This window comes from Kitasatospora sp. NPDC058046 (assembly GCF_042885595.1).
Taxonomy (GTDB): Bacteria; Actinomycetota; Actinomycetes; order Streptomycetales; family Streptomycetaceae; genus Kitasatospora.
On the sequence record NZ_JBHVRS010000061.1, the window covers coordinates 1 to 6,186 of the forward strand.

At 75.5% G+C, this 6,186-nt stretch carries 3 protein-coding genes and 1 pseudogene; 2 read left to right on the plus strand and 2 right to left on the minus strand.

Annotated elements, in window-relative coordinates; all coding sequences use genetic code 11:
* Window positions 1–259: 259 nt before the first annotated feature.
* A pseudogene (locus ACFVU7_RS45005) lies at window positions 260–1,552 on the minus strand (PP2C family protein-serine/threonine phosphatase); the annotation flags it as partial.
* Between the two features lie 206 nt (window positions 1,553–1,758).
* A complete protein-coding gene (locus tag ACFVU7_RS45010; RefSeq protein WP_388052530.1) occupies window positions 1,759–3,183 on the minus strand; it encodes an NAD(P)/FAD-dependent oxidoreductase in 1,425 nt (474 codons plus the stop codon).
* A 499-nt stretch (window positions 3,184–3,682) separates the two neighbouring features.
* Here ACFVU7_RS45010 and ACFVU7_RS45015 point away from each other — a divergent pair, with 499 nt between their 5' ends.
* Both ACFVU7_RS45015 and ACFVU7_RS45020 read left to right on the plus strand, forming a co-directional pair.
* Window positions 3,683–4,570 carry a TetR/AcrR family transcriptional regulator gene (locus ACFVU7_RS45015; RefSeq protein ID WP_241852827.1) on the plus strand — a complete coding sequence of 296 codons (888 nt, stop codon included), beginning with the start codon at window positions 3,683–3,685 and terminating at the stop codon, window positions 4,568–4,570.
* A gap of 339 nt (window positions 4,571–4,909) precedes the next feature.
* On the plus strand, window positions 4,910–6,186 hold a 1,277-nt coding region (locus ACFVU7_RS45020), incomplete at its 3' end, for a sigma-70 family RNA polymerase sigma factor (protein WP_388052532.1).

Here is a 6,186-nt window from a genome sequence, read left to right on the forward strand (position 1 = left end):
CCTGTCCGACGTTTCAAACTCTAGCCGATCCCCGCTCCGAAAAGCGAATCCGACCGCAACCCGATAAAACGAGCACGCCGAATAAGCACCAGGTCACAGCGCCGAAAAGCGCAAACGACCGGCACGAACCGGAAGTGGTGTTTCAGAGGATTGGCCACCGCGGGACCGTCCGCGCAGATGCGTGTCCGGTGCTCCCTGCCAGGCAGCTCGAAGAACACTAGACCTCTGGAGTCGCCGGGTCAAGTGGCGCAACCGAATTCTCGGTGCCCTCCTCCGCCGGCAGCTGGAAGGCCAGGACGGCGACGTCGTCGTCGTGCTCGGAGGTCACGCCCATCGCCCGCAGCAGCCGGGCGCAGATCACCTCGGGGGCGCCGATCGCACCGGTCAGGGTGCGGGCCAGGAGGTCGAGGCCCTGGTCGATGTCCTCGTCCCGGCGCTCGACCAGTCCGTCGGTATAGAGGACACCGGTCGTACCGGGGAGCAGGCGCAGGGTGTGGGAGACGTGCAGGCCGCCGCCGGTGCCGAGCGGCGGGCCGTTCTGCTCCTCGCTGCGCAGGATGGTGCCGTCCGGGCAGCGCAGCAGGACGGGGAGGTGTCCCGCGGAGGCGTAGGAGAGGGTGCGGCGCCGCGGGTCCCAGACGGCGTAGGTGCAGGTGGCGATCTGGTTGGCGTCGATCTCCATGGCGAGGCCGTCGAGCAGGCGCATCACCTCGTGCGGCGGGAGGTCGAGGCGGGCGTAGGCGCGGACCGCCGTCCGCAGCTGGCCCATGACGGCGGCGGCGCGCAGGCCGCGGCCCATGACGTCGCCGATGACGAGTGCCGTGCGCCCGCCGTCGATGGCGATGACGTCGTACCAGTCGCCGCCGACCGCGGCCTCGGCGCCGCCCGGCTGGTAGGTGGCGGCAACCCGCAGGCCGGCCGGCTGGTCGAGCTTCTGCGGGAGCAGGCTGCGCTGGAGGGTGACGGCGGCCTCGCGCTGGCGGCGTTCCGCTTCGCGCAGGCGGGCCGCGGCGAGGACCTGGTCGGTGACCTCGGCGGCGAAGATCAGCACGCCGGCGGGCGGTCCCTCGGCGGGGGCGTCGCCGCCCTCCCCCGTGCCGAGCGGGACGCAGGAGACGTTGTAGTAGCGGTTGCCGGTGAGGCCGAGGATGCAGCGGGCCTTGACGCTGCGCGGGCGGCCGCCGCGGATGACCTGGTCCATCAGGGGCAGGACGCCCATGGTGGCGAGTTCGGGGAGCGCCTCGGCGGCCGGCAGTCCGGTGGGGCGTTCGCCGAAGAGTTCGCGGTAGGCGCGGTTGGCGTAGCCGAGCTGGTGGAGCGGGCCGTAGGTGACGGCGACCGGGGCGGGGATGCGGTTGAGGACCTCGCGCAGGTTCTGCGGCTTGTGCGGGTCGGGGAGCTCCGCGGTGGCGGCGGGGCCGGCCGGGTCGCGGGGGCCGGGCACGACGACGCCCTCGGGGCAGGGCGCACCGTCCTCGGTGCCGGTCCCGAGGGGCGGGAGGGCACGCCAGGGGACTCCGGCGAGCCGGGCGCTCCAGCGCATGAGGTTCAAACGACGGCCGCTTCCTCGTTTTCCAGGCATATCATCACTTTTTGTGTGCGCAGCAGCACACGGGGTAATGACCAGGTCGGGCTGATCCTGTCAGGCGGAGGCCCGGTTCCGGAAGTCGCGCGCCCGGCGTGGCCGCCCGATCCGCCGTCCGACCCACTCCCCGGTTCGCCGTCCGGTCGGCCGCAGGCCCGGGTCGGCGGCCGCGGTCACCGGGGAGCATCGGGGCCGGCGTCGGACGGCCGTCCGGGCTTGGGGCCGAACCCCTCCTCGAAGGCCGAACGCGGGTGCTCCATCGCACCCAGCGAGACCGGCTCGCGGGAGAACACCCCGCCCAGCACCCAGTCCATCAGCACCCGCACCCGGCGCTCGGTGCTCGGCAGCCGCCGCAGGTGCCGGGCCCGGTGCAGCCACCAGGCCCGGCGGCCGGTGAGCCTGCCGCCGCGCCGGGTGTGGGCGACGGCCCGGTGCGGGCCGAGCGAGGTCGAGCAGGCGGCGGGGCCGGGCCGGTAGTCGGCCAGGCCCGGGGCGTGCGGGCCGCCGTCCAGGGCCACCACGACGTTGCGGGCGAGCAGCTCGGCCTGGGCGAAGGCGTGCTGGGCGTTGGGGGCGCAGGGGGCGCCGTCCGCGTTCGGGTCCGGTACGGCGGCGCAGTCGCCGGCCGCCCAGACGCCGGGCAGGGCGCGCCCGTCCGGTCCGACGGCCTGCAGGGTCGCCAGGCACCGCACCCGGCCGAGGGTGTCCAGCGGCAGGTCGGTCGCGCGCAGCAGCGGGGACGGCCGGACGCCCGCCGTCCAGACCAGCGTGCGGGCGCCGAAGCGGCTGCCGTCGGAGAGTGCCACGACCCGGTCGGCGGCGGACTCCAGGGTGGTGCTCAGCCGGATGTCGACGCCGCGTTCGCGCAGCTCCCCCAGGGTGTGCCGGGCGAGTTCGGGCGACTCCTCGGCGAGGATCCGCCCGGTCGCCTCGACCAGCACCCAGCGCAGGTCCTCGGCGCGGACGTTGTGGTAGCCGCGCACGGCGGTGCGGGCCATGTCCTCCAGTTCGGCGAGCGCGCCGACGCCCGCGTAGCCGGCGCCGACGAAGACGAAGGTGAGCGCGGCCTGGCGCAGCGCCGGGTCGCGGGTGGCGGAGGCGAGGTCGAGCTGCTCCAGGACGTGGTTGCGCAGGCCCACCGCCTCGCCGACGGTGGAGAAGCCGAGGCCGTGCTCGGCGAGGCCGGGCACCGGCGCCGTGCGGGAGACCGATCCGGGGGCCACCACGAGGACGTCGTAAGGGAGTTCGACCGGGGCGGGGGGTTCGCCGGGGCCCGCGGCGTCGGCCAGGGCGCGCCGGGCGGCGTGTTCGATCCGGGTGATCCGGGCGGTGAGCACCCGGCAGTCCGGCAGGACCCGGCGCAGCGGGACGACCACGTGTCTCGGGTCGATCGAGCCGGCCGCCACCTCGGCCAGCAGCGGGTGGTAGGTGAAGTACGCCTGGGGCTCGACGACGGTGATCTCCGCCTCGCCGCGCCGCAGCCGTTCCCGCAGGGCGCGCTGGAGGTGGAGTGCGGCGGCCGTTCCGGCGCAGCCGCCGCCGGCGATCAGGATCCTGATGGTGCGCCTCCTGCCGATGCGACGTTTCGTCCCGGCCACCCCGCGGCCGGGGTGTCCCCCATCACGCCCCCTATGAAGGACCGGCGGGGGTCGTCTTGTCCACAGTCCGTACGGGGCTGGTTGCGACGCGAGTGACCGTCGTGGCCAGTTGTGCCTACTGGGCGACTTTCTGACGCACTTTCGGCCTCGGAGAGTGGTGAACTATGGTCGGATTGTGTACCGGGGCGGCCGTCGCCATGACAATCGGCGGCGACGCACCGTGGAGCGGCCACTACGGCCAGTTCCAGCGTTGGCGTGAGAACCCGACTGGGGGACGGTCATCCGGGGAAGGGTAGTTCCCGGACAGGGCCCCGGTCGGTGCCGACGCGCCGAGCCGGACGTGGACCCGGCACGGCGGCACGAACCGTGGTCACCGGATCGGGACGGGCGGCACGAGCATGGGTCATCGGGTCACTTCTGACGGGCCGAGCTGCACCGGGGGGTGCAGGGGCGGGCGACGACAGGGTCCGGTTTCGGACGCCTGCGGGGGAGAGTTGGGATGATGGATCAGGAGCAGGTATTGGGGCGGGCGGGTGCGTCGCAGGTCGGACCGGGCATGGTCCCCGAGCAACGCGGCCCGGTGGACCTGCCGCAGGGCGGAACGGCACCGGCCGGTCTGGCCCGGGCGGCCGTCCCGTACCGGGTCGAGCCCGCGCCGGCCGCCGTGCCGGTGCCGGGGGCCCGGTTGCGGGTGGACGCCCGGCGGAACCTGGAGAGCGTGCTGCGGGCGGCGCGCGAGGTGTTCGGCGAGTTCGGCTACGGCGCGCCGATGGAGGAGGTGGCGCGCCGGGCCGGGGTCGGGGTCGGCACCGTCTACCGGCGCTTCCCGAGCAAGGAGGTGCTGGTCCAGCGGATCGCCGCCGAGGAGGTGGCGTGGCTGACCGCGCAGGCGCGGGAGTCGCTGTACGGCGGTGACGGCGCCTGGGAGGCGCTGGCCGGCTACCTGGCCCGCGCGGTGAGCAGCGGCGCCGGGCGGCTGCTGCCGCCGGAGGCGTTCCGGTACGCGGAGGAGCTGGGCCGGGTGCCCGAGCAGCGGGCGGCGGAGCCGCCGGCCGCGGTCCGCTTCGACCTGCGCGGCGAGGAGGCCCGTTCCGGCGGGGCGGTCGAGCCGTCGGCGGCCGACGCCGATCCCCGGCTGCTGCTCCAGCTGCTGGCCGCGCTGGTGGCGCGGGCCGGTGCGGCGGGCGAACTGCGGCCGGGCGTCACGGTGTCGGATGTGGTGCTGGTGCTGACGGCCTCGGTGCCGGTGCACGCGGCCCGTCCGTCGGTCTCCGCGCCGACGGCCGTCGGTTTCTCGCCGATTTCTCCGCAGACGGAGGGCCAGCCGGTCGCCGGGCCCTCGGACCGGCTGCTGCAGATCCTGTTGGACGGCCTGCGGGAGCGCTGACGCCCGTCGGCCGGCCGGGCCGCCACGCCGGACGGGCACGGGAGTTGGGAGGAGGACCGGCGCGCGACCCGAGTGCGCGCGCCGGGGTGCGGGAGTCGCACACCCCACCACCGCACGCTGGGCGAACGCCCCCGCGACGGCCCCTCGGAGGAGTGGAAGGCGACCGGTCCGGCTACCGCCGATCCCTGCGCTATGCCATCCTTTGCCCGTGGTTGGAGCCAATGTCCCGATGCGCGCCGTTCGCGCGCCGTCGGCGCCGTACGCCGGGGAACCGTGCGCCTACGCACTCCCGCGCGCCCTGCCACACTACGGGGGCTGTCGTGGAATCTGGGGTCCGTTGTGAGCGCCGAGGAACAGAACGACTACGGGTACGGCCTCGACTTCGGGGGCCGCTCCGGTGAGACCGCCGAGGGGTCCGCCGCGGGCCCCTGCAGTCTCGGCAGCGCCGGCGGGACGGCCCAAGTGCCGGGCACCGCAGCGGGTTCGGCCGCCGGACACGTCCCCGACCAGGCCGGGATGCCCAGCCGCGAGACGCTCTCCGCCTCCGCCGCCGCACTGCCCCCCGGCCGGGTGCCCGGGCAGGCCCCGGCGGGCCGGGGTGGCGTCGCCCCCGAGGCGTTCGTCGGCGAACCGTTCACCGGCGACGGCCGCACCGCCCGGCCGACCGTGCCCGCCCCCGCCGACCCGGTGGACGGCGAGCGCCCGGCCTCCGACTCCGAGTTGACCGCCCGGGTGCGGGCCGGCGACGACACCGCGTACGAGGAGATCTACCGCCGGCACGCCGACTCGGTGCGCCGCTACGCCCGCACCTGCTGCCGGGACAGCTTCACCGCCGAGGACCTCGCGGGCGAGGTCTTCGCCCGCACCCTGCAGGCGCTGCGGGCGGGCAAGGGCCCCGAGTTCGCCGTCCGCGCGTACCTGCTGACCGCCGTGCGCAACGTCGCCGCCGCCTGGCACCGCAGCGAGCGGCGCGAGCAACTCGTCGACGACTTCGCCGTGTTCGCGCAGACCTCGGCCGCCGTGGTCGACTTCGACCTCGCCGACCCGGGCGCCGACGCCTGGGCGATGGCGATGGCCGACCAGCGGATGGTCATGCAGGCCTACGCCGAACTGCCCGAGGACGACCGGATGGTGCTCTGGCACACCGAGGTCGAGCGGGAGTCCCCGAAGACCGTCGCGGTGATGCTCGGCAAGACCGCCAACGCCACCGCCGTCCAGGCCCACCGGGCCCGCGACCGGCTCGCCGCCGCGTTCCTCCAGGCGCACGTCTCGGGCAGCCAGGACAGCGCCTGCGAGGCGTACGCCAACCGGCTCGGCGCGTACGCGCGCGGCTCGCTGCGCAAGCGGGCCTCGGCGGAGGTCGGCCGGCACCTCACTGAGTGCGACCGCTGCACGGCCGCCTGCCTGGAACTGACCGAGATCAACACCGGGCTGCGCGCCCTGCTGCCCGGCGGGGTGCTGGTCTGGATCGGCGTCGGCGGGTTCGGCGCCGCCGCGGCCGCCGTGGGCGGTGCCGCCGCCGTCGGCGGTGCGGCAGCGGCCGGGACGGCCGCCGCGACCTCCGGGTCCGCGGGGGCCGCGGGCGCTGCGGGCTCGGCCGGTGCGGCCTCCGGCGG